This is a genomic window from Pseudomonas sp. B21-032 (assembly GCF_024748965.1).
Taxonomy (GTDB): Bacteria; Pseudomonadota; Gammaproteobacteria; order Pseudomonadales; family Pseudomonadaceae; genus Aquipseudomonas.
The window spans coordinates 2,995,590-3,021,361 of record NZ_CP087180.1 but is presented as its reverse complement, the minus strand read 5'-3'; the positions used below and the strand labels follow the sequence as shown (position 1 = coordinate 3,021,361).

At 65.6% G+C, this 25,772-nt stretch carries 18 protein-coding genes; 14 read left to right on the top strand and 4 right to left on the bottom strand.

The genetic code is table 11. The features are described from left to right. Window positions 1–46 precede the first annotated feature (46 nt). Window positions 47–1,438, top strand: a complete 1,392-nt coding sequence (locus tag LOY54_RS13765; RefSeq protein ID WP_258606730.1) for a PLP-dependent aminotransferase family protein — start codon at window positions 47–49, stop codon at window positions 1,436–1,438. 12 nt (window positions 1,439–1,450) lie between these two features. On the opposite strand, the gene LOY54_RS13760 is transcribed toward LOY54_RS13765, so the two are convergent. Then, entirely contained in the window at window positions 1,451–2,842 is a 1,392-nt protein-coding gene (locus LOY54_RS13760; RefSeq protein ID WP_258606728.1) for an aldehyde dehydrogenase family protein, read from the bottom strand. Window positions 2,843–2,945: 103 nt separating this feature from the next. On the opposite strand from LOY54_RS13760, the gene ptrR reads away from it, so the two are divergent. The 3 genes from ptrR to LOY54_RS13745 all read left to right on the top strand — a co-directional run bounded on the left by ptrR (window position 2,946) and on the right by LOY54_RS13745 (window position 5,369). Beyond that, on the top strand, window positions 2,946–3,833 hold the full coding sequence (ptrR, locus tag LOY54_RS13755; RefSeq protein ID WP_093382780.1) for a putrescine utilization regulator PtrR: 888 nt from the start codon (window positions 2,946–2,948) through the stop codon (window positions 3,831–3,833). Window positions 3,834–3,916: 83 nt separating this feature from the next. Beyond that, window positions 3,917–4,366 (top strand): YMGG-like glycine zipper-containing protein, encoded by a 450-nt coding sequence (locus LOY54_RS13750; protein WP_093382783.1) that lies wholly within the window; start codon window positions 3,917–3,919, stop codon window positions 4,364–4,366. A gap of 49 nt (window positions 4,367–4,415) precedes the next feature. Beyond that, a complete protein-coding gene (locus LOY54_RS13745; RefSeq protein WP_258606726.1) occupies window positions 4,416–5,369 on the top strand; it encodes a Dyp-type peroxidase in 954 nt (317 codons plus the stop codon). Window positions 5,370–5,372: 3 nt separating this feature from the next. Here the strand turns inward: LOY54_RS13745 and LOY54_RS13740 are convergent, their stop codons facing one another. Then, complete coding sequence (locus LOY54_RS13740; protein ID WP_093382790.1) at window positions 5,373–6,272, bottom strand: LysR family transcriptional regulator; 900 nt, start codon at window positions 6,270–6,272, stop codon at window positions 5,373–5,375. A 212-nt stretch (window positions 6,273–6,484) separates the two neighbouring features. Between LOY54_RS13740 and moaB the strand changes: the two genes are divergently transcribed. Together moaB and LOY54_RS13730 are read left to right on the top strand one after the other, a co-directional pair. Beyond that, a complete protein-coding gene (gene moaB / locus LOY54_RS13735; RefSeq protein WP_258606724.1) occupies window positions 6,485–7,024 on the top strand; it encodes a molybdenum cofactor biosynthesis protein B in 540 nt (179 codons plus the stop codon). Between the two features lie 38 nt (window positions 7,025–7,062). Then, on the top strand, window positions 7,063–7,536 hold the full coding sequence (locus LOY54_RS13730) for a GNAT family N-acetyltransferase (RefSeq protein WP_258606722.1): 474 nt from the start codon (window positions 7,063–7,065) through the stop codon (window positions 7,534–7,536). Here the strand turns inward: LOY54_RS13730 and LOY54_RS13725 are convergent. Then, window positions 7,527–8,483, bottom strand: a complete 957-nt coding sequence (locus LOY54_RS13725; protein ID WP_258606720.1) for a site-specific integrase — start codon at window positions 8,481–8,483, stop codon at window positions 7,527–7,529. The genes LOY54_RS13730 and LOY54_RS13725 overlap by 10 nt on opposite strands. A 178-nt stretch (window positions 8,484–8,661) precedes the next feature. Here LOY54_RS13725 and LOY54_RS13720 point away from each other — a divergent pair, with 178 nt between their 5' ends. Beyond that, window positions 8,662–9,633 carry a DNA-binding protein gene (locus tag LOY54_RS13720; protein ID WP_258606718.1) on the top strand — a complete coding sequence of 324 codons (972 nt, stop codon included), beginning with the start codon at window positions 8,662–8,664 and terminating at the stop codon, window positions 9,631–9,633. Here LOY54_RS13720 and LOY54_RS13715 read toward each other — a convergent pair. Then, a complete protein-coding gene (locus LOY54_RS13715) occupies window positions 9,618–10,139 on the bottom strand; it encodes a GNAT family N-acetyltransferase (protein ID WP_258606717.1) in 522 nt (173 codons plus the stop codon). The genes LOY54_RS13720 and LOY54_RS13715 overlap by 16 nt on opposite strands. A 216-nt stretch (window positions 10,140–10,355) precedes the next feature. On the opposite strand from LOY54_RS13715, the gene LOY54_RS13710 reads away from it, so the two are divergent. From LOY54_RS13710 to LOY54_RS13680, 7 genes are all read left to right on the top strand, one after another. Further along, window positions 10,356–10,790: a BapA prefix-like domain-containing protein gene (locus LOY54_RS13710; RefSeq protein WP_258606716.1), complete on the top strand. Its 435-nt coding sequence runs from the start codon at window positions 10,356–10,358 to the stop codon at window positions 10,788–10,790. Next, a complete protein-coding gene (locus tag LOY54_RS13705) occupies window positions 10,766–19,261 on the top strand; it encodes an Ig-like domain-containing protein (protein WP_258606715.1) in 8,496 nt (2,831 codons plus the stop codon). The genes LOY54_RS13710 and LOY54_RS13705 overlap by 25 nt, the downstream gene beginning before the upstream one ends. After that, window positions 19,261–20,535: a TolC family protein gene (locus LOY54_RS13700; protein ID WP_258606714.1), complete on the top strand. Its 1,275-nt coding sequence runs from the start codon at window positions 19,261–19,263 to the stop codon at window positions 20,533–20,535. The genes LOY54_RS13705 and LOY54_RS13700 overlap by 1 nt, the downstream gene beginning before the upstream one ends. Beyond that, a complete protein-coding gene (locus LOY54_RS13695) occupies window positions 20,525–22,696 on the top strand; it encodes a type I secretion system permease/ATPase (protein WP_258606713.1) in 2,172 nt (723 codons plus the stop codon). Before LOY54_RS13700 ends, LOY54_RS13695 begins: the two co-directional genes overlap by 11 nt. Beyond that, entirely contained in the window at window positions 22,686–23,873 is a 1,188-nt protein-coding gene (locus LOY54_RS13690; RefSeq protein ID WP_093382819.1) for an HlyD family efflux transporter periplasmic adaptor subunit, read from the top strand. The genes LOY54_RS13695 and LOY54_RS13690 overlap by 11 nt, the downstream gene beginning before the upstream one ends. 171 nt (window positions 23,874–24,044) lie before the next feature. After that, window positions 24,045–25,361, top strand: a complete 1,317-nt coding sequence (locus LOY54_RS13685; RefSeq protein ID WP_258597760.1) for an NAD(P)/FAD-dependent oxidoreductase — start codon at window positions 24,045–24,047, stop codon at window positions 25,359–25,361. Next, window positions 25,361–25,771 carry a RidA family protein gene (locus LOY54_RS13680; RefSeq protein ID WP_003201555.1) on the top strand — a complete coding sequence of 137 codons (411 nt, stop codon included), beginning with the start codon at window positions 25,361–25,363 and terminating at the stop codon, window positions 25,769–25,771. Before LOY54_RS13685 ends, LOY54_RS13680 begins: the two co-directional genes overlap by 1 nt. Window position 25,772: the final 1 nt, after the last annotated feature.

Sequence of the window (25,772 nt, the reverse complement as noted above, 5' to 3'; positions counted from 1 at the left end):
CAACGGACTACCTTATAGGTCCAAAAAATGCACAAATGACTAGGACATGCCAGCCTCCAGCCCACCGACGATGACGCCCCTCTATCGACAGATCTACCTGCGTTTTCGCGACGCCATCAGTACCGGGCGCTTGCAGCCGGGTGAGCGCCTGCCTTCGGTGCGGGCCCTGGCGGCGGAGCTCAACCTGGCGCGCGGCACGGTCGAGGCGGCTTACCAGATGCTCGGCGGCGAAGGCTATGTGCAATCCAGAGGCCCGGCAGGCACGGTGGTCGCCCCGTCGCTCAGTGCCAGGGCGGTTGATGTCGATGTGCCGGGGCCAGCGCTGGCCCCGGGGCCGCAGACGTATTTGCCAATGCCCTTGCAGATCGGCTTGCCGGCGCTGGACGCCTTTCCGCGCAAGCTGTGGACGCGCCTGGTGGGGCGTACCTTGCGCCAAAGCGGGGTGGAAGGCCTGGCGTACCCGGACCCTCAAGGGCAGCTTGCCCTGCGTCATGCATTGGCGGGTTACCTGGCGGTGTCGCGGGGCATCAGCTGTACTGCGCAACAGGTTTTCATCTGCGCAGGCTACCGTGCCTGTCTCGACCTGATCTGCTCCAGCCTGCTGGAGGACGGTGACCGCTGCTGGTTCGAAGACCCGGGTTACTTCCAGGCCAGGCGTTTTCTTGAGCAAGCCCGGGTGCAGTTGGTGCCGGTGCCGGTGGATGGCGACGGCCTTGATGTCGACGCCGCTATCGCCCGGGCTGCTGATGCGCGCTTTGCCCTGGTCACGCCCCATCACCAGAGCCCTCTTGGCGTCACGCTGTCGCTGCCGCGGCGCCAGCGCCTGCTGGACTGGGCCAGTAGCCAGGGCAGCTGGATCATCGAGGACGACTACGACAGCGAGTACCGTTACCGCGGCCGGCCGGTGCCGGCACTCAAGAGCCTCGACAGCGAGGGGCGGGTGCTGTACTGCGCGACCTTCAGCAAAGTACTGGCGCCGGGCATACGCCTGGCCTATCTGGTGGTTCCCCAGGCCCAGGTAGAGCGCTTCGCCAGCGTGGCCCGGGACATGCACAACCACTGCCCGCAGTTGTTGCAGGCGACGGTGAGCGCATTTATCGAAGAAGGCCATTTTGCCCGGCACTTGCGCAAGATGCGCAGCCTCTATGCCCAGCGGCGCCAGCAACTGGTCGAGGCCTTGCAGGCCGAACTCGGTGAGTATCTGCAACTGGACAATCAGGCAGGCGGCATGCACCTGGTGGCAGATGTGCGCGGCGGCCTCGACGATTGTGCGATTGCCCGCCGCGCGCGGGTGCTTGGCCTGGCGATCGAGCCGCTTTCAGGCTGGTACCGACAACCCGGGCAACGGCGCGGGTTGTTGATCGGCTTTACCAATGTCACCAGCCGCGAACAAGCCGTTGCGCTGGCCAGGCAGTTACGCCTGGCGATCGGCCTTTAGCCGTGGCGGCTGTCAGTTGCGGTCCACCCACACAGTCTGCGCATTGCAGAACTCGCGTACGCCGAAGTGCGACAACTCACGGCCAAAGCCGCTCTTCTTCACGCCGCCGAAGGTCACCCGCGGGTCGCTGGCGCAGTAGCCGTTGATGAACACGCCGCCGGTGTCCAGCTCATCGGCCAGTTGCTCGGCCAACGCAGCATTGGCAGTGTAGATAGTCGAGGCCAGGCCGAATTCGCTGTCGTTGGCCAGTTGCAGGGCATGGCGGGCATCGCGGGCGGTGATGATCGAGGCCACCGGGCCGAACAACTCCTGCTTGAACGAAGTCATCTGGTCGGTGACGTCGGCCAGCACGGTGGGCTGGTAGTAGTTGCCGTTGCCTTGCACCTTGCCACCGCCAAGCAGCAGGGTCGCGCCTTCGGCCAGGGTTGCCTGGACTTGCTGGTCGAGCTCATCGCGCAGGTCGAAGCGGGCCATCGGGCCGATGTAGGTCTCGCTGGCATGCGGATCGCCCATGACCAGCGCCTGGGTGGCCTCGACGAATTTGCGGGTGAAGGCCTCGACCACGCCTTGCTCGACGATCAGGCGCTTGGCTGCGGCGCAGACCTGGCCGGTGTTCTGGTAGCGGCCAATGACGGCGGCTTTGACCGCTTCATCGAGGTCGGCGTCGTTGAGGACAATGAACGGGTCGGAGCCGCCCAGCTCCAGCACGCACTTTTTCAGCGCGGCGCCGGCCTGGGCGCCGATGGCGGTACCGGCGCGTACGCTGCCAGTCAGGGTCACGGCGGCAATGCGCGGGTCGGCGATGGCCTTGGACACGCCCTCTGGGGTGACGTTGATCACCTCGAACACGCCCTCGGGGAAACCTGCGCGCTGGAACGCCTCGAGCAGCAGGTAGGCGCTGCCCATCACGTTCGGCGCGTGCTTGAGTACATAGGTATTGCCGGCCAGCAACGCCGGCACCGCGCCGCGCAGCACCTGCCAGATCGGGAAGTTCCACGGCATCACTGCCAGCAGCGGGCCGAGTGGACGGTATTCGATGCGCGCCTTGCCGACGGGCACCGGGGCCGCTTCAGCCTCGAGCATGGCCGGGCCGTTGGCCGCGTACCATTCGCAGAGCTGCGCGCACTTCTCGATCTCGCCCCTGGCCTGGGCCACCGGCTTGCCCATTTCGTCGGTGATCATCCGCGCCATGGCCTCGGCGTTGTCGCGCAGGGCGCCGGCCAGGGCAAGCAGCAATGCGATGCGTGCCGCTACCGGCGTGCGGCGCCAGGCAGCATAGCCCTGGGCGGCGCGGCTCAGGGCAGCATTGAGGACAGCGTCGCTTTCGTAGGCATAGTGGCCGATCTGCTCGCCATTGGCGGGGTTGATCGACAAGGCGTGGGTGTGCAAGTTGATCGCGGTCATCACGGCGGTCCTGAGGGGAGGGGAACGGTTTCAGACTACTGCGTTGTGCCTTTGCCTTAAACTGAATAATACTGAGCAAAACATTCACGCAGAGAGAATGACTATGGATCTGGTGCAACTGGAGATGTTCAAGGCGGTGGCCGAGCAGGGCAGCATCAGTGCCGCGGCCCAGCACATCCATCGGGTGCCGTCGAACCTGACCACGCGGATCAAGCAGCTGGAGCAGGAGCTGGGTGCCGAGCTGTTCATCCGCGAAAAAAGCCGTTTACGCCTGTCGCCGGCAGGCTGGAATTTTCTCGACTATGCCCGGCGTATTCTCGACCTGGTGGCCGAGGCGCGGCTGACCGTAGCCGGTGACGAGCCGCAAGGCGCCTTCGCCCTCGGCTCGCTGGAAAGCACCGCCGCGGTGCGCATCCCGACGCTGCTGGCGGCTTACAACCAGGCCTATGCCAAGGTCGAACTGGACCTCACCACCGGGCCGTCCGGGGCGATGATCGACGGCGTGCTGGCCGGGCGCCTGAGCGCCGCCTTCGTCGACGGCCCGGTGTTGCACCCGGCGCTCGAGGGGGTGCCGGTGTTCGTCGAAGAGATGGTGTTGATCGCACCGCTCAACCACACGCCGATCACCCGCGCTGGCGAGGTCAACGGCATGACCATCTACGCCTTTCGCGCCAACTGCTCATACCGTCATCACTTCGAGAACTGGTTTGCCCAGGACCAGGCGGTGCCGGGCAAGATCATTGAGATGGAGTCGTACCACGGCATGCTTGCCTGCGTCAGCGCCGGCGCCGGCCTGGCGCTGATGCCGCGCAGCATGCTCGAAAGCATGCCCGGCTGCAGCACGGTCAGTGTCTGGCCGCTGTCCCAGCGCTTTCGCTACCTGCGCACCTGGCTGGTGTGGCGGCGCGGCACGGTATCGCGCAGCTTGAGGACCTTCGTGCAACTGCTGGAAGAGCGCGGCGAGGTACTCAAGGTCGAGGAACCGGTGTGACCTGATGTGCTGGCCTCATCGCTGGCGAGCCAGCGTCTACAGGCCAGCTACACTGTTGCTACTGTCCGATCCCGGAGTCCATCATGAACAGGTTGTCCTCCATTGGCCTGTGCCTGGCGTTATCGACTGTATGTGCGCAGGGCTGGGCCGAAACCGTGGTGCCGCTCAAGGGCCAGAGCGCCCAGCAGGTGCAGGTCGATATCAACGATTGCCATAACGTCGCCGCCAGTTCCGCCAGCAGCGATGCCCACGTCGGTGGCCGGGTACGCGGAGCTGCCGTGGGTGCGGCCGCCGGCGCCGCGGGCGCCGAGGTACGGGGACGCCAGCATGATGAGGTCTACGACCGTGTCGATGATGACGTCAAACAGCAATACCGGCAGAACCGTGCCGGTGAAACCGCCGCTGCCGGCGCGGTTGTCGGTGGTGCCCGCCAGCGCCAGGAGCGTCGGCAGGACCGACGCAGCAATGAGGCTACCAGCGCTTCGGCCTATACCAGTTGCCTGCAGAACAAGGGTTACCAGGTCACGCCATAGCCGCTGCCGATCTGCTAGGCTGCAGGCTTTGACCCGTGTGCAGGCAGCCATGAACAACGATATTCCCGAACCCCAGGCGGTGGGCAGTCCGATCACCAGCAGCGCGATTTTCATGGTCGCCACCCTGGCCCCAGGCAGTGAGGCACTGCAAACCGTGCGTGAGTGGTGCGCCGATATCGCCGGCCTGACGCGTTCGGTCGGCAAGCGCGTGCCGGCCGGCAACCTGTCGTGCGTCTGCGGCTTTGCCTCCAGTGCCTGGGACCAGCTGTTCGGCGGGCCACGGCCACAGGCCTTGCACCCGTTCCGCGAGTTTGGCGTCGAAGGGCGCCGCGCGCCGGCAACCCCCGGCGATATCCTCTTGCACATCCGCGCCGAGCAGATGGACCTGTGCTTTGAACTGGCCACCCAACTGATCACGGCCCTGGGCGATGCAGTCAAGGTAGTGGACGAAGTGCAGGGTTTTCGTTACTTCGACATGCGCAGCATCATCGGCTTCGTCGATGGCACCGAGAACCCGGTCGGCCGCCAGGTGCCCAAGTTCACCCTGGTCGGCGACGAAGACCCGGCCTTCAGCGGCGGCAGCTACGTGCTGGTGCAAAAGTACCTGCACAACATGAGCGCCTGGAACGCGCTGCCGGTCGAGGCGCAGGAGCGGGTGATCGGCCGCACCAAGCTGTCGGACATCGAGCTGGGTGACGAAGCCAAACCCAGTAACTCCCACAGCGCACTGACCACCATCACCGACGCGAACGGCGAAGAGCTGAAGATCCTGCGCGACAACATGCCGTTCGGCCGCCCCGGCGCCGGTGAGTTCGGCACTTACTTCATCGGTTATGCGCGCTCGCCGGCGCCGATCGAGCAGATGCTCGAGAACATGTTCGTCGGTCGCCCGGCAGGCAATTACGACCGCTTGCTGGACTTCAGCAACGCGGTCACCGGCGGCCTGTTCTTCGTGCCGTCGGCCGAGCTGCTCGAAGACCTGGCCGAGCGCACCCCAGGCTAGTGCTCATGCCGGTTTCAATTCACTGTCGAGCAGTGATCGAACTTCGGCAAAACACTTCTCGGCGATGGCCGAACGCGGCTCGGTACGCCGCAGCAGCAAGCCGATCGGTGCATGCACGCTGGCAGCACTGATCGGCACGATACGCAGGTGCTCGCTAAGACCTTCGAGGCCGTAATCGAGCGGCATGATCGCGCAGCACATCCCGGCGCACACGGCCTGGATCAACTGGTAGCTGGAGTCGCTTTCGAGCACCGCATGGGGCTGCAGGCCGCGGCTGCGAAAGCTCAGGTCGACCGACTGGCGATAGTGCATGCCCTTGCTCAACAGCCCCAGCGGCACGGCGCTGACCGCTTCCCAGGGCAGTTCAGCCTGCTCGAACTGAAAATGGCGCACGTCATACAGCAGGCCCATGCGCGTGGTGCCCAGTTCGATCACTTCGAAATAGGCGCTGTTGATCTGGTCCAGGTAGCAGATACCCAGGTCCAGCTGGTTACGGCTCAGGCCATCGGTGATCTGTTCGGAGCTCAAGGACGACAGCTGGAACTGCAGCTCCGGATAGCGCTGGGCCAGGGGCTGGAGAAACTGCATGGGGTTGAAGCTCGACAGCGGCACCATGCCCAGGCGCAGGCTGCCGACGATCTGCCCGCGGCAACTGGCGGCTTCAGCCTGCAGGCCGTCATAGGCGGCCAGCAGGGTGCGAGCCCAGGCCAGGATGCGCTCGCCGGCCTCGGTAAAGCCTTCGAAACGCTGGCCACGGGTAACCAGCACCAGGTTCAGTTCGTCCTCAAGGTTACGCAGGCGCATCGACAGGGTCGGCTGGGTGATATGGCACAGCGCGGCGGCCTGGCCGAAGTGGCGGGTCTGGTCCAGGGCGAGCAGAAACTTCAGTTGTTTGATATCCATGGCGCAGCCTGGCAAGTCAGTAGGGCGGGTGGCAAAACGGTAAAGCAATGCCCCCGGGCCGTCCAATGGGCATTAGTGACCGGCTGATAGAGGCGCTTGATCAATAGACGATAGACCACCTCGATAAGCCGGTCGGATCTATCGATTGGACGCTAATGGTGTTTGCCTCTAGCGTTGGCCGCAACTTCCTGACTGCTGCCAAGGGGCTGTGCATGAGTATCAAACTGGACGCGGTGTTCGTGCCGCTGAACATCGCCGTGCTGACTGTCAGCGACACCCGCAGCTTCGACACCGACACCTCCGGTGAGCTGCTGGCCAGCCGCGCGGTGGAGATGGGCCACCGCCTGGTCGAGCGGGTGCTGCTCAAGGATGACCTGTACAAGATTCGCGCCCAGGTCGCCGGCTGGATTGCCGAGGACGACGTGCAGGTGGTGCTGATCACCGGCGGCACCGGCTTTACCGGGCGCGACAGCACCCCGGAAGCTGTGGCCTGCCTGTTCGACAAGCACATCGATGGCTTTGGCGAGTTGTTCCGCGCCTTGTCGATCCTCGATATCGGCACTTCCACCGTGCAGACCCGTGCCCTGGCCGGCCTTGCCAATGGCACCCTGGTTTGCTGCCTGCCGGGCTCTACCGGCGCCTGCCGCACTGCCTGGGAGGGTATCCTCGCCGAGCAACTGGATGCTCGCCATCGCCCGTGCAACTTCGTTGCCCACCTCAAGCCTGGCACACTGTGCGAGACGCGTAACTGATACGCCAGGCAGTCCACATAAAAGCAGGGAGCGGGTAGATGAGCGCGATTGTACTTCGCCAGGCCAGGGCCGCCGATGCACAGGCCATTTTCAACGTGCACAAGGACTCGGTCGAGTCCCAGTGTGGTGAGCATTACAGCGTCGAGCAGATCCACATGTGGCTCGATGGCCGCTCACCGGCGACTTATCTGCCGGCCATCGAGCAGGGCAACCTGTGGGTCGCGCAAGCCGGGAGCATTCTCGGCTTCGTCGAGATCGACGGCTTTGAACTCAGCAAGCTGTTTGTCTGCGGTGCGGGTGCCGGGCAGGGCATTGGTGGGCGGCTGCTGAACCTGGCGATCGAGCGTATCCGCGCGACGAAGGCCAGCAGCGTTTACCTGGAAGCCACGCGCAACGCTCAGGGCTTTTATCAAGCCAACGGCTTTGTGCCGATCGGCAACGGCGCCTTCAGCCGCGGCAACAGCCGCGTGGTGATCGAGATCGTCAAGATGCAGCGCCCGCTTCAGGACTGATCCGTCAGTTGCCCCGGGGCGCTGCCGTCGAGCAGCGCCAGCTCGCCAAACGACACCGACGCATCGATATAGCGCAGCGCCGACTTGGCGTCTTTCCAGCCGACATGGCTCATCAACGCCTTGAGCTCCCAGCCATTGCTGGTGGCCCAGGTGGCAAAGCCGCGGCGCAGCGAGTGCCCGGTATATAACGCGGCCGGTACGCCTGCGCGTTCGAGGATGCGCCGCAACAGGCCGATCAGGCTGTTGCTGTTGAGCGGCTGTTCGCCGAGGTTGCCCCAGCGGTCGAGTTTGCGAAACACCGGGCCGCGGGCAATGCCTGCCACTTCAAGCCATTGCAGGTAGGCCTGGACCGGGCACAACACTTTAAGGGCCGGTGCCCGATGGCGCACGCCCAGTGCCTGGCGGTCGCCCTTGCTGCGCGGCAAGTAGATCGACAGGCCGATACCCGCCTGAGCCTGGATATGTTCGACCTGCAGGCGCGCCAGTTCATCGCCGCGAAACCCGCGCCAGAACCCGATCAACAGCAAGGCCTTGTCGCGGCTGGCGCGCAACAGTGCCGGCAAATCGTGCCCGGTGCGGGCCTGGGCGGCTTCTTGCTCAAGTACGCCAACGGCAATTTGCAGGTGCTGGATCAACAGCGGCGCCGCCTGTTTCGGTTCGGCCGGGTGCAGGGTGCGGATGCCCTTGAGCAACTGGCGCACCATCGGTGCCTTGGTCGGGTCGGGAAAGCCCTGGCTGACATGCCATTGCCCTAGCGCTGCCAGGCGCTGCTTGAGGGTGCTGATCGAGTGGCTGTGCGCATGCTCGGCCAGGTAGCGGGCGATGCTGTCGGCGGTGGCCGGCAGAAAGCCTCCCCAGCTCACTTCGAAGTGCTCGACCGCAGCCTGGTAACTGCGCCGGGTGTTATCGCGCACTGCGGCCTGCAGGTAGCGCTCGATCGTGTTCATTGCCTCGTTCCCGCCAGGCGTACCGCTCTGGGCACATTTACCCGCCATTCTAGCGCCTCACATGCGATAAGCCGTGATTATTTTATCTCAGGACTTGATTGGTTGAGCGTGAGGAAGATCAATAGGATAGTATGTAAATACATGGTACGTATCACAGTACGAAATAGTAGGAGCTGACATGGCCCGTGGCGGTATCAACAAGGCATTAGTGCACAAGGCGCGGCAGGCGCTGCTGGCCCGGGGCGAGCATCCGAGTATCGATGCCGTACGTATCGAGCTGGGTAATACCGGCTCGAAAACCACCATTCATCGTTACCTCAAAGAGCTGGAAAGCCTGCAACCGGCGGCACCCGCCAGCACGGCAAACCTCAGCGATGCGCTGGCGGCAGTGGTTGAGCAACTGGCCGCGCAGCTGCAGGAGGAGGCTGAGGCGCGTATCGACCTTGCCCGTAGTGCCTTTGAACAAGAGCGCCAGACCCTGCTGGCGCAGGTGCAGATCAGCCAGCAGGCGCTGGCCGCATTGCAACAGCAACATGAAATCCAGACGGCGGCGCTGGCCAGCGAGTCAGAGGCCCTGGCCACCGCCCGCACCAGCTTGCAAAGCGAGCAGACCCGCAACGCCACCCTCAACCAGGCGGTGGGCGAACTGAACCTGCGCCTGGCCGATAAGGACGAGCAGGTCCGCTCGCTGGAAGACAAGCACCAGCACGCCCGCGATGCCCTTGAGCATTACCGCAACGCCAGCCGCGAACAGCGCGACCAGGATCAACGCCGGCACGAGGCGCAGGTACAGTTGCTGCAGGTGGAAGTGCGCCAGTTGCAGCAGAGCCTGATCGTCAAGCAAGACGAACTGACCCGCCTTAACCGCGACAACGAAGGCCTGCTGGTGCAGGTTCGCACCCTCAAGGAAGCCCAGCGCGGCCTCAAGACCCAGGGCGATCGCCAGCAAGCGAAAATTCACGGCCTGGAGGTCAAGCTTGCGCAGCTCAGCGGTTCACGCGATGAGCTGGAGAAGCAGAACCAGGACTTGGCCTTGAGCCTGGCCGAACGGGTGTCGGAATTGCGCCGCCAGCTGCAACTGATCGGCAAGCAGGAAGCGCAGTTGCGCCTTGCCGAGCGTGCCCGCGAACAGCCTCAGGACAACGGCTGAAGTTGCATGCGCATGGCGCAGCGGCCGATCAGTCCCTGCAGTTGTTCGCGGTTCAACTGTTGGCGCAAAGCCTGGCTCAGTTGCTGTTCAGCGAGTGTCTCGAAGCCCAGGCGGGCATAGAAGGGCGCGTTCCAGGGAACGCAGGCAAAGGTGGTCAGGCTCAGGGCTTCGAAGCCGTGTTCGCGGGCCCAGTCAGCGGCGGCGCCGATCAACCGGCGGCCATGGCCCTGACCTTGCGCAGATTGCGCAACCGAGAGTTCATGAATGAACAGGTCGCGGCCTGCGGGTTGCGCGCAGAGGAACCCCTGCGGCACGTCGTCGGCGTCGGCCAGCACCCACTCATGGCCCTGGTCGATGAACTGGCGGTGTTCGTCGCTGCTCATCACCGGCCCCGTGGCAATCCACTCAAGACCTGGCTGATCGGCAAAAACCCGGGCGGCAGAACGTTCGACGGCGGGTAGCAGTTGCGCGTCTTCGACGCGGGCAAGGCGCAGGGTAACTGACATGGCGAAGGCTATTGAAGGTGGCTTTGCAGTGTCGTCAATCGCCGTTTTTTTCGCAACAACCCAGGCGCTGCAAGCCTTTTGGACTAACGCCAAAAACGTTTAAGTGCGCTTAGGTATTAAGCCTAAAGCCAGAATCGTTTTTTTTCCCAGAACTGCTATTTCTTCAGGCAGCAGTGTGACCCCTTCGGTCATCTATGGGCAAAAGGACTGTCTAGCATGTCGATCCAGGCGCAGGTTTCCCCCCTCAATCAAAATGTCTCGTCCGCCGCTGTCACTGAAATCCCTACCAACGGCATCCTGAAACTTACCGAAAGCAGCGAAATCGCCCTCGACATCGATCCCGAGGCGGTTGCCAGCTATTCGAAAAGCGATGCCGACCTGGTGGTGCAGCTCAAGAACGGCGAGAGCGTCCGTATTGCCAATTTCTACGCCGAAGGCCAGCCACCCAGTGAGCTGTTCCTGGTCCATGAAGGCAAGCTGGTGGCGGTTAGCCTGCCGCCGGTTGCCGCAGAGGGCATCCTGGCGGCCACCTATGTCGCCCAGGAAAGCGCTGCAGGCTTTGACTCGCTGACCGCTGCCGGGGGCGCCGGTGCCGGTGCGACCGCAGGCGGCCTGGGGGTAGGGGGATGCTGCTGGCGGGCGCGGCGGTGATTGGTGCGGGCGTTGCGGTGTCGAACAGTGGCGGTGGTGGCGGTGGTGGCGGCGGCAGTGAAACCCCACCGGTGGATACCACCGCGCCGGGTGCAGCGACGGGGTTGCAGGTGGCCACCGACGGCAGTTCGGTGAGCGGCAAGGCCGAGCCGGGCGCTACCGTCGGCATCGACACTAACGGCGACGGCAAGCCTGATGCAACCGTGGTGGTCGGCGCCGATGGCAGCTTCCAGGTACCGTTGAACCCGCCACTGACCAACGGTGAAACGGTGACCGTGGTGGTCACCGACCCGTCCGGCAACAGCAGCCCGCCGACCCAGATCACCGCACCGGACACCACCGCACCGGCGCCGGCAAGCGATCTGCAAGTCTCCCCCGATGGCACCCTGGTCAGTGGCAAGGGTGAGCCGGGAGCCACGGCGGGCATCGACACCGATGGCGACGGCCATCCCGATATCACGGTGATCATCGGCCCTGACGGCAGCTTCCAGGTGCCGCTAAATCCACCGCTGACCAATGGCCAGACGGTGACCGTGGTGATTACCGACCCGTCCGGCAACAGCAGCCCGCCAGCCCAGGCCAGCGCGCCGGACACCACCGCCCCGGCGGCGCCCACGGATGTCGAAGTGGCGCCCGACGGCAGCAGCGTCAGTGGCAATGGCGAGCCCGGTGCCAGCGTTGGTGTCGACACCAATGGCGATGGCCAGCCGGATGTCACGGCGGTGATCGGCAGCGATGGCAGCTTCCAGGTGCCGCTTGATCCACCGCTGACCGATGGCCAGACCGTCACCGTGGTGGTCACTGACCCTGCCGGCAACAGCAGCCCGGGCGTCAGCGTCCAGGCCCCCGATTACCCGGATGCACCCCAGGTCAATGCCAGCAATGGCAGCGAGCTGTCGGGTACTGCCGAGCCCGGCGTAACCCTGGTGATCACCGACGGTAATGGCAACCCGATCGGCCAGACGGTCGCCGACGGCAATGGCAACTGGAGCTTTACGCCAGGCACGGCGCTGGCCGATGGCACCGTGGTCACTGTGGTGGCCCAGGATGCCAGCGGCCACAGCAGCCCGCCGGCGTCGATCACCGTCGACGCGGTGGCGCCGGCAGCACCGCAGATCAACCCGAGCAACGGTAGCGAGATCAGCGGTAGCGCCGAAGCCGGGGCGACCATCACCCTGACTGACGGCAGCGGCAACCTGATCGGCCAGGCCACTGCCGATGCCAACGGCAACTGGAGTTTTACCCCGGCCACGCCGTTGCCCGATGGCACCGTGGTCAATGCCGTGGCCCAGGATGCCGCCGGCAACATCAGTGGCCCGGCCAGCGTCACCGTCGATGGCGTAGCGCCTGGCGCACCGACGGTCAACCCGAGCAATGGCAGCGAGCTTAGCGGCAGCGCCGAGCCAGGCAGCACGGTGATCATCCGCGACGGTAACGGCAATCCCATCGGCCAGACCAGCGCCGATGGCAGTGGCAACTGGAGCTACACCCCCAGCACGCCAATTGCCGATGGCACCGTGGTCAGTGTGGTCAGCCAGGATGCGGCGGGCAACACTAGTGCGCCGGCAACGGTCAGCGTCGACGCTGTAGCGCCCGCGGCGCCAGTGGTCAACCCGAGCAATGGCGGTTTCATCAGCGGTACTGCCGAACCCGGTTCGAACGTCACCCTGACCGACGGCAGTGGCAACCCGATTGGTCAAACCAGCGCCGATGGCAGCGGCAACTGGAGTTTCACCCCGGGTAGCCCGTTACCCGACGGCACCGTGGTCAACGTCACCGCCACCGACGCCAGCGGCAACACCAGCGCCCCCGGCGGTACTGTCGTCGATGCCCAGGCGCCGGCCGCACCGCAGGTCAATCCGAGCAATGGCGCGGTCATCAGCGGTACTGCCGAAGCCGGTGCCAAGGTCATTCTCAGCGACGGCAGTGGTAACCCCATTGGTGAAACCACTGCCGACGGCAGCGGCAACTGGAGCTTTACTCCGGGCGCCGCGTTGCCCGATGGCAGCGTGATCAATGCCGTGGCCCAGGACGCCGCCGGCAACAGCAGCGGCCCGGCCAGCGTCACTGTCGATGCCGTCGCGCCACTGGCGCCGACCATCAATCCGAGCAATGGCAGCAGCCTCAGTGGCACCGCCGAAGCCAACAGCAAGGTGATCATCAGCGATGGCAACGGCAACCCGATTGCCGAGGTGACCGCCGATGGCAGCGGTAACTGGAGTTACACCCCGGGCACGCCAATCGCCGATGGCACGGTAATCAATGTGCTCGCCCAGGACGCGGCAGGTAACAGTAGCCCGCCGGCGAGCGTAAGCGTCGACAGCTCGGCACCTGCGGCTCCGGTACTCAACCCGAGCAATGGTAGCGTCATCAGCGGCACCGCCGAAGCCGGCGCCACGGTGCTGCTCAAGGATGGCAGCGGCAACCCGATCGGCCAGGTCACGGCCGACGGCAGCGGCAACTGGAGCTTCACCCCGGGCAGCCCGTTGCCCAACGGCACGGTGGTGGTGGCCACGGCCACCGACCCGACCGGCAACACCGGTGCTCCAGCGGCGACCACGGTAGACAGCGTCGCTCCGGGCGCGCCGCTACTTAACCCGAGCAATGGCAGCGTCATCAGTGGTACCGCCGAAGCCGGCGCCACCGTCACCCTGAGCGATGGCAGCGGCAACCCGATTGGCCAGGTAACCGCCGACGGCAGTGGCAACTGGAGCTTTACCCCGGGCAGCCCGCTGCCCAACGGCACCGTGGTCAATGCGGTGGCCACCGACCCGGCCGGTAACACCGGCGCACCGGCTTCTGCCGTAGTGGATGCCGTCGCGCCGCCGGCCCCGACGGTCAACCTGAGCAACGGCAACAGCCTGAGCGGCACCGCCGAAGCCAATAGCAAAGTCATTCTCACCGACGGCAGCGGCAACCCGATCGCCGAAGTCTTTGCCGACGGCAGCGGCAACTGGACCTACACCCCGGGTTCGGCGCTGGCCGATGGCACCGTGGTCAACGTTGTCGCCCAGGATGCTGCCGGCAACCTCAGCGCACCGGCCAGCGTCACCGTCGACAGCTCGGCGCCTGCGGCCCCGGTCATCAACCCGAGCAATGGCGCCACCATCAGCGGCACCGCCGAAGCCGGTGCCACGGTTGTCCTCAAGGATGGCAGCGGCAACCCGATTGGCCAGGTGACCGCCGATGGCAGCGGCAACTGGAGCTTCACCCCGGGCAGCCCGCTGGCCAACGGCACCGTGGTGATTGCCACCGCCACCGATACGACTGGCAACACGGGCCTGCAGGCCGCCACCACCGTGGACAGCGTTGCCCCGGGCGCACCGGTCATCAATCCGAGCAATGGCAGCACCATCAGCGGCACTGCCGAAGCGGGGGCCAGGATCATCATCACCGATGGTGGTGGCAATCCGATCGGCCAGACCACCGCCGACGGTAGCGGCAACTGGACGTTCACGCCTGCTGCGCCATTGGTCAACGGCGTGGTGATCAATGCCGTGGCCCAGGACCCGGCCGGCAATACCAGCGGCCCGGGCACCACCACGGTGGATGCCGTGCCGCCGCCAGCGCCGGTGGTCAACCCAAGCAACGGTAATACCCTCAACGGCACCGCCGAGGCCAACAGCACCGTTACCCTGACCGACGCCAGCGGCAACCCGATCGGCCAGACCACTGCCGATGGCAGCGGCAACTGGACGTTCACCCCCGGTGCGCAACTGCCCAACGGCACCGTGGTCAATGTCACCGCCACCGACGCGGCCGGCAACACCGGCGCGCCCGCTAGCACTATCGTGGATACCTCGTTGCCGTCGATCCCGCAGATCGACCCCAGCAACGGTTCGGTCATCAGCGGCAGCGCCGATGCCGGCAACACCCTCATCATCACCGACGGCAACGGCAACCCGATCGGCCAGGTGACGGCCGACGGCAGCGGCAACTGGAGCTTCACCCCCGGTGTGCCGCTGCCGGACGGCACCGTGATCAATGTCGTGGCGCGCAACCCCAGCGGGGTCGACAGTGCGGCGGCGGTTGCCACGATTGATGGCGTTGCGCCCGCGGCGCCGGTGGTCGAGCCGAGCAACGGCGCCGAGATCAGCGGTACTGCCGAAGCCGGCGCGACCATCCTGCTCACCGATGGCGGCGGCAACCCGATTGGCCAGACCAGCGCCGATGGCAGTGGCAACTGGAGCTTCACCCCGGCCAGCCCGTTGCCCAACGGCACGGTGATCAACGCCGTGGCCCAGGATGCTGCCGGCAACAGCAGTGGCCCGGGCAGCACCACGGTGGATGCCGTGGCGCCTGCCGCGCCGGTGATCAACCCGAGCAATGGCGCGGTCATCAGCGGTACCGCCGAGATGGGTGCCAAGGTCATCCTTACCGATGGCAGCGGCAACCCGATTGGCCAGGTCACGGCCGACGGCAGCGGCAACTGGACGTTCACCCCAGGCAGCCCCTTGCCCAATGGCACGGTAATCAATGCCGTGGCCCAGGACGCGGCCGGCAACACCAGCAGCCCGGTCAGCACTACCATTGACGCGGTGGCCCCGGCTGCGCCGGTGATCGACCCGAGTAACGGCGCGGTCATCGTCGGCACTGCTGAAGCCGGTGCCAAGGTTATCCTCACCGACGGCAGCGGCAACCCGATTGGTCAGGTGACGGCCGATGGCAGCGGCAACTGGAGCTACACCCCGGGCTCGCCACTTGCCAACGGCACGGTGGTCAATGCCGTAGCCCAGGACGCTGCCGGCAACACCAGCCTGCAAGGCAGCACCACGGTCGACGCCGTGGCCCCCGGCGCACCGGTCGTCAACCCGAGCAATGGTGCAGTCATCAGCGGGACCGCCGAGGCGGGTGCCACGGTCATCCTTACTGACGGCGGCGGCAACCCGATTGGCCAGGTTACAGCCGATGGCAGTGGTAACTGGAGCTTCACCCCGGCCAGCCCGTTGCCCAACGGCACGGTGATCAACGCCGTGGCCCAGGATGCTGCCGGCAACAGCAGTGGCCCGGGCAGTACCACGGTGGATGCCGTGGCGCCTGCGGTGCCGGTGGTCAACGTCAGTAACGGCGTGGTCATCAGCGGCAGCGCCGAAATCGGCGCCAAGGTCGTTCTGACCGATGGCAGTGGCAACCCGATTGGTGAAACCACCGCCGATGGCAGCGGTAACTGGAGCTTCGTGCCAGGCACGCCGCTGCCCGATGGCACCGTGGTCAACGCCGTGGCCGAGGACGCCGCAGGCAACAGCAGCGGCCCGGCCAGTACCACGGTGGATGCCGTGGCACCGGCAACACCGGTGATCAATGCCAGCAACGGGGCAGTTGTTGTCGGTACTGCCGAAGCCAATGCCACGGTGATCCTCACCGATGGCAGCGGCAACCCGATCGGTCAGACCAGCGCCGATGGCAGCGGCAACTGGAGCTACACACCGCTGCCGCCGTTGGCCAATGGCACGGTGGTCAACGCCGTCGCCCAGGACGCCGCCGGCAACAACAGCGGCCCGGCCAGTACGGTGGTTGATGCCGTGGCGCCCGGCGCGCCGGTGGTCAATCCGAGCAATGGCACAGCGATCAGCGGCACCGCCGAAGCGGGTGCCAAGGTCATCCTTACCGACGGCAGCGGCAGCCCGATTGGTCAAACCACTGCCGATGGCAGTGGTAACTGGAGCTTCACCCCGGCCAGCCCGTTGCCCAATGGCACCGTCGTCAATGCCGTGGCCCAGGACGCTGCCGGCAACAGCAGCGGCCCGGCCAGCACCACGGTGGATGCCGTGGCGCCTGCCGCGCCGGTGATCAACCCGAGCAATGGTGCGGTGATCACCGGCACCGCGGAAATCGGCGCCAAGGTCATTCTTACCGATGGCAGCGGCAATCCGATTGGTCAAACCACCGCTGATGGCAGCGGCAACTGGAGCTTTGTTCCGGGCTCGCCATTGGCCAATGGGACGGTAATCAATGCCGTGGCCCAGGATGCTGCCGGCAACAATAGCGGCCCGGTCAGTACCACGGTTGACGCCGTGGCGCCGGCCGCACCGGTAATCGAGCCGAGCAACGGCGCGATCATTGTCGGTACCGCCGAAGCCGGCGCCAAGGTCATTCTCACCGACGGCAGCGGCAACCCGATCGGTCAAACCACTGCTGATGGCAGCGGCAACTGGAGCTTCACCCCAGGCGTGCCACTTGCCAACGGCACCGTGATCAATGCGCTGGCCCAGGATGCCGCTGGCAACAGCAGCGGGCCGGTCAGCACTACCATTGACGCGGTGGCGCCTGGCGCACCGGTGATCAACCCGAGCAATGGCGCGATCATCAGCGGTACCGCCGAGATCGGTGCCAAGGTCATCCTTACTGACGGCAGCGGCAACCCGATCGGTCAAACCACTGCTGATGGCAGCGGCAACTGGAGCTTCACCCCCGGCGCGCCACTTGCCAACGGCACGGTGGTCAATGCCGTGGCCCAGGACGCCGCCGGCAACAACAGCGGCCCGGCCAGCACCACAGTGGATTCCGTGGCGCCTGCCGCACCGGTGATCAACCCGAGCAACGGTGCAGTCATCAGCGGTACTGCCGAAATCGGCGCCAAGGTCATCCTTACCGATGGCGGCGGCAACCCGATTGGTGAGACCGCCGCCGATGGCAGCGGCAACTGGAGCTTCACCCCGGCCAGCCCGCTGGCCAACGGCACCGTGGTCAATGCCGTGGCCGAGGACGCCGCCGGCAATGACAGCGGGCCGGCAACCACTACGGTCGACAGCGTGGCACCGGGCGCGCCGGTGCTGAGCATCAGTGCCGACGGCGCGTTGCTCACCGGTACCGCCGAGGCCAACAGCCAGGTGCGCATCGTGGTCAACGGCGACAGCGCCAACCCGATCACGGTCAACGTCGATGGCAGCGGCACCTTCAGCCTGCCGTTCGCACCACCACTGATTACCGGCGAGCTGCTGTCGGCGGTGGCGGTGGATGCGGCCGGCAACGTCAGCGGCCCGGGCAGCGTCATTGCCCCGGACCTGGCGCCGCCAACCATCAGCGTGCCGGAAGCCGCCGATACCTGGATCAACGCCGCCGAAATCAGCGATGGCATCCAGGTCAACGTGAGCGTGCGGCCGACCATGCAGGCCGGCCAGGTGGTCACCGTCAAGTTCGCCGGCCAGAACGGCTATGAAGCCGTGGTCAGCCATACCCTGACGGCCGGTGATATCAGCGCTGGCAGCGTGACCCTGACCCTGACCCCGCCAGGCGGGCAGGGGCCGTTCCCGCAGGGCGCCTCGACCGTCACGGCCGACATCAACGGCGGCGCCGCCTCGACGCCGGCACCGTTCACCATCGACACCGTGCCGCCGGCCACCCCGGTGCTGTCGCTGGTCGGCAACCTGCTGACCATCTCAGCCGAACCTGGCACCGAGCTGACCGTCAACCTGACCGTTGGCGGGGTAGTCGCTACGGTAACGGTAACCGCCGACAACAGCGGGCTGGCGTCGCTGAACCTGCTCACTGACCTTGACATCGACTTCAGCTGGGACCAACTGCTCAGTGCCCAGGTCTCGGTGGTCGGCCGCGACCCGGCCGGCAACCCGAGCAACGTCGCCAGCATCGGCATTGGCGCCAGCATCGAGCAGCCGGTGACCATCGGCGGCTTCGGGGTTGATGTCAGCCTCAACCCGCTGAACCCCAGGTTTGGCTTCAGCGGTACCACCGAGGCCGGTTCCAGCCTGGTGATTCGCGTCATCACCCCGGTGCTGAACGTCGAACTGCTGCCAATCAACGCCGATGGCACTGGGCACTTTGCCCTGAACCTGCTGAGCCCGAGCGTCCTCACCCAGTTGGGGCTGAACATTACCGACATCCTCAACCTTGGCTCGCAGATCTCCTTCAACGTTGTCTCAACCGATGGTCAGGGCAACGACAGCGCCGCCTATGGCATCACCCTGGTGCCCAACGGCCTGTCGCTGAACATTGGCCAGATCGACGTCAACGGCACCGCCGGCGACGACGTGATGGCGGGGGCCAACGGCAGCTCCGAGCATATCAATGGCGGGGCCGGCAGCGACCTGATCTTCAACGTCGGCACCGGCGATCATGTGGTGGCGGGTGACGGCAACGACACCATCCAGATCACCGCCACCAACTTTGTCAGCATCGACGGCGGGGCGGGCTTCGATACCCTGTTGTTCGCCAACGGCATCGACCTGGACTACAACTCGGTGGGGGTCGGCACGCTGAGCAATATCGAGCGTATCGACCTGGGCAAGGGCGATTCGGGCAGTGTGCTGACCCTGAGCGCAGCGGAGGTCAACGCCATTACCGATGCCAACAACACCCTGCAGATCACCGGTGAAAGCAACGACACCCTGAACGTGGTCGGGGCGGTGAACACCGGGACCAGCCAGGCGATCAACGGCGTCAACTACGACGTCTACACCTTTGGCGCCAACATCTTGCTGGTCGAGGACAATACGGTTCAGGTTGTCGTGTGATGGCAGCGCGCATGCAGTACGCGCGCAAGGGACGGCGGCAAGCGCAAGTGGCCCTGTGGCTGCTGGCGCTGGGCCTGCCGATGGTTGCGCCAGCCATGCCACTGGACCAGGCGGTCCGGGCAGGGCTGGCGATTCACCCTGAGGTGCGCTCGGCGATGGCCGAAGCCGATCGCGCCGGAACAGAAGTGGAGATTGCCAAAGGCGGCTACTACCCGTCGGTGTCGGTGTCTGGCGGGCCGCAGGAGTTCGATTTTGGCGATGTGGTCTACGACCTGACCGCCTCGCAGATGCTCTATGACTGGGGCCGGGTCAACAGCAAGGTCGACAGCGCCAGCGCCACCCAGCGCAAACTGTCGCAGGCACTGCTGGTGGCCCGCGACGATGCCGCGCTGGATATCGTCGAGACCTACCTGGATGTACTGGCGGCCGAGCGCCGGGTCGAGGCGGTGCGCGAGCACCTGCAGCGCCTCGGTGGCATCCGCCAGATGACCGAAGACCGTGGCGGCGACGGCTATGCCGACCGCAGCGAGCTGGACCGCGCCAACCTTGAACTGGCACGGGCCCAGGAGCAACTGGCGCTGGAGAAGGGCAACCTGCAGGATGCCCGCAACCAGTACGCCCTGCTGGTTGGCCAGGAACCCGATGCCCTCAGCGACCCCGAGCCGCTGTCGCTCAAGCGCTACCTGGCCTCAAGCGACCTGACCCGGGTGATCCACGACGCGCCCTTGCAACGCAAGGCGCTGGAAGACGCCAACGTTGCCCAAGCCCAGGTTCGCGAGGCCAAGGCGTCGTTGCTGCCGCAACTGAATATCGAAGCCACAGCCTTGCGCCGGGAAGTCGGCGGGCATCCGGAAAGCGACTCGGTGGTGGCCCTGCGCTTGCGCATGGACACCTTCCAGGGCCTGTCCAACTTCCGCCGCCCGACCGCCGCGCAGCAACGCCTGGAGTCCGCGCGCTTTACCGCCGATGCCATGCAGCGCGACATCCGCCGCCAATTGCAGACCTTGTTCGACAACAGCGAAACCCTGGGTTGGCGGGAGAAGTCGCTGCAGCAGCAGGTCACCGAGTCGGCGCAGGTCAGCGAGCTGTACCGCGAGCAGTTCGAGGTGGGCCGGCGCGATGTGATCGACCTGCTCAACGTCCAGCGTGAACGCTTCGAGGCCGAGCGGCAACTGATCAACCTGCACATCGAACGCAAACGCATCGAGTACCGGGCGGCCGCACAGGTCGGCTTGTTGGGCCCACTGGTGGAGAATCGCTTGAATGGAAGCTGACAACAGGATTGCCGACAACGTCGTGGTGCTCAACCATGACCCTCACAACGATCCGCTGCGCGAGGGCTTGCTGTTGCTGTGCCGGCAATTGGGGCGGCCGCTGGGCGATGCCGAGCTGGTCGACGGCTTGCCGTTGGAGCACGGCCGCCTGCCGCTGCGCATGGTCGCCCGGGCGTTGCGCCGCGCCGATATCACCGCGCGGGTCGATCAACTGCCGCTGGCGCAGATGGACAACTACCTGCTGCCCGCGCTGTTGCTGCTCAACGACGGGCGCAGCCTGGTGCTGGTCAAGCTCGACGCTGAGCACGCTCAGGTGCTGGTACCGCAGAGCGATGGCGGCGGCGAGCGTTTGCCCCTGGCTGAACTGGCGGCGCTGTACAGCGGCACGGCGGTGTTCGCCAAGTGCCGGTTTCGCGCCGACGAGCGGGTAGGGGATTACGCCAGGGCGGTGCCCGAGCACTGGTTTTTCGGCCCGCTGAAAAAGCTCTGGCGTTCTTACGCCGAAGTGGCCGCCGCCGCCCTGGTGGCCAACGTCCTGGCGATTGCCTCGGCGCTGTTCGCCATGCAGGTATATGACCGCGTGGTGCCCAACGCCGCCTTCGACACCCTGTGGATTCTGGCCAGCGGCGTGGCCCTGGCGATTGTCCTCGACGGCGTGCTGCGGATCATGCGCGGGCATTTGCTCAACGTGCTGGGCAAGCGCCTCGACCTGCAGCTCTCCAGCCTGTTGTTCTCGCGGGTGCTGAGCACGCGGATCGCCGCCAAGCCGGCGTCCATGGGCGCCTTCAGCACCCAGGTGCGCGAGTTCGAGTCGGTGCGCGAGTTCTTCACCTCATCCAGCGCCGCGCTGATCAGCGATTTGCCGTTCGTGCTGATCTTTTTGTTGATCATTGCCCTGATCGGTGGCCAGGTGGTCTGGGTTCCGATCGTCGCCTGTGTGCTGATGGTACTGCCGGGGCTGCTGACCCAGCGCCTGCTGGGTAATCTGTCGCGGCAGAACCTGCGCGAAGGGGCGATGAAAAACGGCGTGCTGCTGGAAGCCTTCGAGCACCTGGAAACGGTCAAGGCCACCCGCGCCGAAGGCCGTTGCCTGCAGCAGTGGGAAACCCTGACCGGCGAGCTTTCAAGCACGGCAATGAAAACCCACGCCCTGGCCTCGAGCCTGAGCTACGCCTCGAGCATCGTCCAGCAATTGTGCTATGTCGGCGTAGTGGTGTTCGGTGTCTACCGCATCAGCGAAGGGGCGATGACCGTCGGGGCCCTGGTGGCCTGTTCGATCCTCGCCTCGCGAGCCATTGCGCCGCTGTCCCAGGCGGCTGGCATTCTCGGGCGCTGGCAGCACACCAAGGTGGCCATGGAAGGCCTCGACCAGTTGATAGCCGCCGAGCAGGAGCGGCCCCAGGGCAAGCGCTTCGTGCACAAGCCGCACTTGCACGGGCACTTTCGCCTTGAAGGCGTGCGCCTGAGCCACGGTGACAGCCCGCCGGTGGTGGACATCCAGGCACTGACCATCCAGGCCGGCGAGCGGGTAGCGCTGCTGGGCGGCAACGGCGCCGGCAAGTCGACCCTGCTGCGCCTGCTCAGCGGCTTGCTCGATGCCCAGGCCGGGCGCCTGCTGCTCGATGACGTCGCCCTCAGCCAGATCGACCCGGCCGACCGCCAGCGCGGTATTGGCTACCTGCCCCAGGAGGTGGCGTTGTTCCAGGGCAGCCTGCGCGACAACCTCAACCTCGAAAGCGCCGCCCTGAGCGATGACGAACTGCTGGAAACCCTCGACGGCGTCGGCCTCGGCGCTTTCGTGCGCAGCCATTCGCTGGGCCTGGACATGCCGCTGCAGGGCAACGCCAGTTTGTCTGGCGGCCAGCGCCAAGCCGTGGGCCTGGCCCGGGTACTGCTGCAGGACCCGCCAATACTGCTGCTCGACGAACCCACTGCAGCCTTCGACCAGACCAGCGAAAAACAGGTGATCGACTACCTGCAGCAATGGCTGGGCAAACGTACCCTGATCATCACCACGCACAAAAAAAGCATGCTTGCCCTGGTCGAGCGCGCGGTGGTGCTGCGCCAGGGCCGGGTGATCATGGATGGCCCGCTGGACCAGGTGGTGCAGGGCAGTCAGGTACAGGCCCCACAGGCCGCAGGAGGTGCACATGGACTCTGAGCGCAAGGCGGCGAAACTGCGCCGCGAGCTGGCCGACCCGCTGCTGGCGGTGACCCACCCGGTGTACCGGCCGCTGTTGTGGCTGTTGCTGGCCTGCATCCTCATCGCTATCGCCTGGGCGGCCTGGGCCGAGCTCGACGAGGTCACCCGTGGCGATGGCCGGGTAGTGCCGTACAGCCGCATCCAGAAGATCCAGAGCCTGGAAGGCGGCATCCTCGACCGCCTGCTGGTCAAGGAGGGCGACCTGGTGGAGGTTGGCCAGCCGCTGGTGCGTCTGGATGAAACGCGCTTTCTGACCAACGTCCAGGAGTCGACCAACCAGGCCGACGGCCTGCGCGCGGCGATCGCCCGCCTGGATGCCGAGGTGCTGGGCAAGGAACGCATCGAGTTCGGCCCCGGGGTCGACCCCGACAGCCCGTTGGCGCGCTCCGAGCGCGAGCTGTTCAAGTCGCGGCGCGGCAAGTTGCTGGAAAACACCCGCTCGATCCAGGCGCAGATCCGCCTGGCCCAGAGCCAGCTCGACCTGGTGCGCCCGCTGGTGGCCAAGCGCGCGGTCAGCCAGATGGAGGCATTGAAACTCAGCCAGGACATCGCCACCCTCAACGGCAAGCTCACCGAGCTGAAGAACACCTATTTCCAGGACGCCTACACCGAGCGCTCGCAGCGCAAGGCCGACCTCAGCGCCCTGGAGCCGATCATCCAGCAGCGCCAGGACCAGTTGCGCCGCACCGAGATCCTGTCGCCGGTGCGCGGGCGGGTCAACACTGTGCTGATCAACACCCGCGGCGGGGTGATCCAGCCGGGCGAAGCGATCATGGAGGTGATCCCGGTAGAAGAGCGCCTGCTGGTCGAGGCGCGAATCAAGCCGCGGGACGTGGCCTTCCTGGTGCCGGGCATGCCGGCCAAGGTCAAGATCACCGCCTACGACTTCTCCATCTATGGCGACCTCAAGGGCACCCTGGAGCAGATCAGCGCCGACACCATCGAGGAAGACACCCCGCGCGGCAAGGAGTCGTACTACCAGGTGCTGATCAAAACCGACGGCAGCCAGCTGAAGAAGGGCGATGAGGTGCTGCCGATCATCCCCGGCATGGTTGCCGAGGTGGATATCCTCAGCGGCAAGCGCACGGTGCTCAATTATCTGATCAGGCCGCTGGTCAAGGCGCGCCTGTACTAGCGAGTCCCTGTGGGAACCGGCCTTGCCGGTGAAGGGCTGCGCAGCAGCCCTTAGTTTTTTACTCTCCAACAACCACAAAAATCATAATTTCGCCTTTCTTCGCGCTCTCCCAGAATGCGACCTACACCCTCCCACGGCCACCCGCGTGGGACAACTCAGTAGGGCGCAGACATGACAACCAATAAAACCAAGATCGATACGCTCGTAGTGGGCGCCGGGCAAGCCGGCGTGGCCATGAGTGAACACCTGAGCCGCCTGGGCGTGCCGCACCTGGTGCTGGAGCGCAACCGTATCGCCGAAGCCTGGCGCACCGGTCGCTGGGATTCGCTGGTGGCCAATGGGCCGGCCTGGCACGACCGCTTCCCGGGCCTGGAGTTCGACGGCCTCGACCCGGACGCCTTCGCTGGTAAAGACCAGGTGGCCGATTACTTCGAAGCCTACGCGCGCAAATTCAACGCACCGATCCGCACTGGCGTCGAAGTTACCCAGGTACTGCGCAACAGCGATCGTCCGGGGTTCACCGTGCACACCAGCGATGGCGTGATCGAGGCCCAGCAGGTGGTGGTTGCCACCGGCCCGTTCCAGCGCCCGGTGATCCCGCCGATTGCGCCGAAGCAGTCGAACGTATTGCAGATGCACTCGGCCGCCTACCGCAACCCGCAGCAGTTGCCTGAAGGCGCGGTGCTGGTGGTTGGCGCCGGCTCATCGGGGGTGCAGATCGCCGATGAACTGCAGCGTGCCGGCAAGCAGGTGTACCTCTCGGTCGGCGCCCACGACCGGCCGCCGCGGGCCTACCGCAACCGTGACTTCTGCTGGTGGCTGGGGGTGCTCGGCGAGTGGGATGCCGAGACCATGCAGCCGGGCAAGGAGCACGTGACCATCGCCGTCAGCGGTGCCCGTGGCGGCCACACCGTGGATTTTCGCCGCCTGGCCCAACAAGGCATGACCCTGGTCGGCCTGACCAAGGGCTTTGATAACGGCGTGGTCAGCTTTGAAGCCAACCTGGCCGAGAACATCGCCCGCGGCGACGAGAACTACCTGGCGCTGCTCGATGCCGCTGACGCCTACATTGCCCGCAATGGCCTGGACCTGCCGCAAGAGCCGCAAGCGCGGGAAATTCTGCCTGATCCGCAGTGCCTGACCCAGCCCATCCTCGAACTCGACCTGGCCAAGGCCGGGGTCGGCACCATCATCTGGGCCACCGGCTATTCGGTGGACTACAGCTGGCTGCAGGTCGACGCCTTCAAGGACAACGGCAAGCCCCGGCACCAGCGCGGCGTGTCCAGCGAGCCGGGGGTGTACTTCGTCGGCCTGCCTTGGCTGTCGCGGCGCGGCTCGGCGTTTATCTGGGGGGTGTGGCACGACGCCAAGCACATCGCCGATCACATCGCCAAACAGCGCACCTACCTCAATTACCGCGACGCTTCTCAGCGCCAGGCCGAACAGCAAGCGTCCAGCCAACCAGCCAGCCTCATGGGAGCCCGTTGATGCCTACTCATACCCGTATTCGCATGTTCAACACCAAAGACACCTACCCCAACCAGACCCTGGACAACGACCTGTGCCAGGCCGTGCGTGCCGGCAACACCGTGTATGTGCGCGGCCAGGTGGGTACCGACTTCAATGGCCAGCTGGTCGGCCTGGGTGACCCGCGGGCGCAAGCCGAGCAGGCCATGCGCAACGTCAAGCAACTGCTGGAGGAGGCCGGCAGCGACCTCAGCCATATCGTCAAGACCACCACCTACCTGATCGACCCGCGCTATCGCGAGCCGGTGTATCAGGAAGTCGGTAAATGGCTCAAGGGCGTGTTCCCGATCTCCACCGGCCTGGTGGTCAGCGCCCTCGGTCAGCCGCAGTGGCTGATGGAAATCGACGTGATCGCGGTCATCCCCGAATAAG

Excerpts from the sequence above, each read along its gene's own strand:
- LOY54_RS13765 (WP_258606730.1), top strand. The coding sequence starts at position 47 with ATGCCAGCCTCCAGCCCACCGACGATGACGCCCCTCTATCGACAGATC.
- LOY54_RS13760 (WP_258606728.1), bottom strand. The coding sequence starts at position 2,842 with ATGACCGCGATCAACTTGCACACCCACGCCTTGTCGATCAACCCCGCC.
- ptrR (WP_093382780.1), top strand. The coding sequence starts at position 2,946 with ATGGATCTGGTGCAACTGGAGATGTTCAAGGCGGTGGCCGAGCAGGGC.
- LOY54_RS13750 (WP_093382783.1), top strand. The coding sequence starts at position 3,917 with ATGAACAGGTTGTCCTCCATTGGCCTGTGCCTGGCGTTATCGACTGTA.
- LOY54_RS13745 (WP_258606726.1), top strand. The coding sequence starts at position 4,416 with ATGAACAACGATATTCCCGAACCCCAGGCGGTGGGCAGTCCGATCACC.
- LOY54_RS13740 (WP_093382790.1), bottom strand. The coding sequence starts at position 6,272 with ATGGATATCAAACAACTGAAGTTTCTGCTCGCCCTGGACCAGACCCGC.
- moaB (WP_258606724.1), top strand. The coding sequence starts at position 6,485 with ATGAGTATCAAACTGGACGCGGTGTTCGTGCCGCTGAACATCGCCGTG.
- LOY54_RS13730 (WP_258606722.1), top strand. The coding sequence starts at position 7,063 with ATGAGCGCGATTGTACTTCGCCAGGCCAGGGCCGCCGATGCACAGGCC.
- LOY54_RS13725 (WP_258606720.1), bottom strand. The coding sequence starts at position 8,483 with ATGAACACGATCGAGCGCTACCTGCAGGCCGCAGTGCGCGATAACACC.
- LOY54_RS13720 (WP_258606718.1), top strand. The coding sequence starts at position 8,662 with ATGGCCCGTGGCGGTATCAACAAGGCATTAGTGCACAAGGCGCGGCAG.
- LOY54_RS13715 (WP_258606717.1), bottom strand. The coding sequence starts at position 10,139 with ATGTCAGTTACCCTGCGCCTTGCCCGCGTCGAAGACGCGCAACTGCTA.
- LOY54_RS13710 (WP_258606716.1), top strand. The coding sequence starts at position 10,356 with ATGTCGATCCAGGCGCAGGTTTCCCCCCTCAATCAAAATGTCTCGTCC.
- LOY54_RS13705 (WP_258606715.1), top strand. The coding sequence starts at position 10,766 with ATGCTGCTGGCGGGCGCGGCGGTGATTGGTGCGGGCGTTGCGGTGTCG.
- LOY54_RS13700 (WP_258606714.1), top strand. The coding sequence starts at position 19,261 with ATGGCAGCGCGCATGCAGTACGCGCGCAAGGGACGGCGGCAAGCGCAA.
- LOY54_RS13695 (WP_258606713.1), top strand. The coding sequence starts at position 20,525 with ATGGAAGCTGACAACAGGATTGCCGACAACGTCGTGGTGCTCAACCAT.
- LOY54_RS13690 (WP_093382819.1), top strand. The coding sequence starts at position 22,686 with ATGGACTCTGAGCGCAAGGCGGCGAAACTGCGCCGCGAGCTGGCCGAC.
- LOY54_RS13685 (WP_258597760.1), top strand. The coding sequence starts at position 24,045 with ATGACAACCAATAAAACCAAGATCGATACGCTCGTAGTGGGCGCCGGG.
- LOY54_RS13680 (WP_003201555.1), top strand. The coding sequence starts at position 25,361 with ATGCCTACTCATACCCGTATTCGCATGTTCAACACCAAAGACACCTAC.